At 39.1% G+C, this 2,988-nt stretch carries 3 protein-coding genes; 1 reads left to right on the top strand and 2 read right to left on the bottom strand.

Features of this window, described 5'->3' with window-relative positions:
* Positions 1 to 703, top strand: a 703-nt coding sequence (locus AC1DUA_RS31830) for a PEP-utilizing enzyme (protein ID WP_477503548.1), incomplete at its 5' end; no start/stop codon positions are given.
* Between the two features lie 600 nt (positions 704 to 1,303).
* On the opposite strand, the gene AC1DUA_RS31825 is transcribed toward AC1DUA_RS31830, so the two are convergent.
* A complete protein-coding gene (locus tag AC1DUA_RS31825) occupies positions 1,304 to 2,107 on the bottom strand; it encodes a phosphodiester glycosidase family protein (RefSeq protein WP_477503547.1) in 804 nt (267 codons plus the stop codon).
* A 73-nt stretch (positions 2,108 to 2,180) separates the two neighbouring features.
* The coding region (locus AC1DUA_RS31820; RefSeq protein WP_477503546.1) for a LysR family transcriptional regulator at positions 2,181 to 2,988 on the bottom strand (808 nt) is incomplete at its 5' end.

Raw genomic sequence — 2,988 nt, 5'->3', positions numbered from 1 at the left:
AGAGATCTTAGATCGATTAAAACAATTACCTGATGGAAATGAAAAAGTAGAAGAGACCCAAAAAATGATCCGTCTGATCCGGAATTTCATCGGTTATCGTGAATATCCCAAATACGGCATGATTAGTCGCTACTTCGTATATAAGCTGGCTTTATTGAAAGAAGCTGAACAGCTCGTACAAGCTAGTATTATTCACGAAAAAGAAGATATTTACTATCTCACTTTTCAAGAACTGCACGATGTCGTACGCACAAACAAACTTGATTATCAAATCATCGTTAAACGAAAAGACGATTATAAATTTTTTGAGAAATTAACTCCTCCACGTGTAATCACGTCTGATGGTGAAATCATTGCTGGTGAGTACAAACGTGAAAATTTACCAGCCAATTCCATCGTAGGTCTACCTGTTTCTTCCGGAGTTATCGAAGGCAGAGCACGTGTTATTTTAAACATGGAAAAAGCTAATCTAGAAGATGGAGATATATTAGTCACTTCGTTTACTGATCCTGGCTGGACACCTTTGTTTGTATCTATTAAAGGACTAGTCACCGAAGTTGGAGGACTGATGACACATGGGGCCGTTATCGCGCGCGAGTATGGATTGCCGGCAGTTGTTGGCGTAGAAGATGCAACCAAACTGATAAAAGATGGGCAACGCATTCGCGTGCATGGAACAGAAGGGTATATTGAAATATTGTAAGAGTTGAAGTCGCGTAAATCGCGGCTTTTTGTATCTTAAATAATCGTCATCCTGTAAATGAAACTACCTGCCATACAGTTCCATTATGTGGTAATATGTTGAGTAATTAGCTCCTACTGTATAAGGAGGACAATGGTGAAGTATTCGGTATATTTGGGTTTAATTTCGTCAATAGCATCGATCACGCTCTGGCTAGTTCTTAACTTTTACAACCCATACAATTCTGAACAAGTTAGTAATGATGTTTTAACAAGATCGGCTTTGTTTCTATTAGCTCCAGCATGTGTAGCATTGATAGGCTCAATTATTAATAAGCGTTATATATTATTCATAGCATCCCTCTGGTCATTTCCTATAAGCCTTTATTTAGGAATGACACCAGGTATCTTTAAATTGTTCATAGTTAGTTCGATTTGCTACCTTATTGCTGCATTACTTATGAGGAAGCGTCAGAGAAAATGACATACACATATATCAAAGCCATATAAAGGTGGGAGAAAATTACAGTAAAAATGCCATAGTAAGCTCAATCATAGCTAAAAAAAACACAAACAAGGCAGCCGACATAAACCGGCTGCCTTTTAGCTAGCTGCACTCCTATCATTGGATCAGTGTCAGCATCTGATAAACTTGACGCTGATCTCCTTTTAACTGGACATAGCGGCACTGCATTTGAGAGGAACCATCACCATCCAAATAGATGCCGTCGACCAATCCTCGGTCGCCTAACTTTTCGAGAATGGCGGCGCGGAACTCTGCAATTGTACAGTTTGTTTGTGTAACAATCATATACAAGTTCTCGTGATTATCATAAACAATTGCCGTACGCATACGACTTTCGTCATAAGCAGGCATCTCCTCTAAAATCATATCATTCTCCCAACCAAATCTATCGTTAAGGTCCATACTGACACCCCCTTGAGCCCAATAATGGTGCTTATCCGTTACGGTTAACTCTCCGGCATGCGTGACTACTTGAATCGAGAAATGTTTAGTGATGTCATCCCATACGAGTGTTCCACGTTTTAAATTCGTATCAATGCCAGTGTTGTACCAGCCAGAACCGTAATCACCAGGTAAACCTTTCAGAGGTTGATCATCAATAACCGCAATGCTCAGAAGAGCTCCTTCCCAGAAGAACCCTCCGTTAATGCCGTAGTATGGGGTTTTCGTTACATTCTTATCAATTGTTTGAAGTCGGATATTACCCGGGGTAGTCTGAATGGTATGTAATACGACACCGTTAAAAGCTTTCTGTTTCTTATAATGATAATTATGGGGAAGTGTGAAATCTTTTTGATAATAACTAATTAATGAAATAAGCACTATTACAAAGGCTACTAGAATAATGTGATAACGATTGAATCGTGTAAGCAACAGTTGCGATAATCTCGAATTGTTCACTAGTTACTCCTTATTGGATTATTCTACATATATTCCAACAATATCATGAATTAGCGATATATCAAGATTAGTCTCACTCATAAGAATAAATATCCAATACGAATGACTTGAACATTTGTGCGGGAAAGTTTAATTCCCTATCTTTATTTACAATAATGCCATGGGTGGAAAAAATTCCTGTGGGTAATGCCAATGATTGGAAATCTCCTTCTTCTATCTCTTTTTCAGCGGCTATTTTTGGAATCAGTGCAAAGCCTATCCCGCACTTAACAGCTTTTTTGATCATTTCGATACTTGGATATTGAATAGCACCACTAGTTTCAACCCCAGTCTCCTCTAAGACCATGTTCGCATGCGTATGATACAAACAACTGTTACCAAAGCTGATTACCGATTCATGGTTTAGTACTTTCAAACCGTTAGTCTCAACTTTTCCCGTCAACTCATGTGAGGCAATAAAAATCAACTCTTCCTGCAGCATAGGGTAAAAAATAATATCGTCCCGTCCGGGATTTCGAGGTACAACGCCAAAATCCACTACATGCTGTGAAACATCATCAATCACATCCTGATGATAGCCCGTTTCCAATTTGAATTTAACCATTGGATATTCAAGGCGAAATTTCTCTATGAGTGGAGACATTCTCGTCACAAAAAAAGACTCATGCATGCTTAGGTGAATCGTCCCTTGTGGTTGATTCGATTCATTCATGGCTTCTTCTAATGTCAGCCCTAAATGCACAAATTGATGGGCAAATTTAGCTAGTTTTAGGCCTGCTTCAGTCGGCTTCACTCCCCTTGATAAACGGTAAAAGAGTTTTTGACCACATGCCCGTTCCAGTGATTGAATATGGTTCGTAACCGTAGATTGAACGTATCCT

Source organism: Paenibacillus sp. 01T422 (assembly GCF_056398785.1).
Note: the sequence above shows the minus strand (reverse complement) of the source record. Positions and strands in the feature narration are given on the sequence as shown.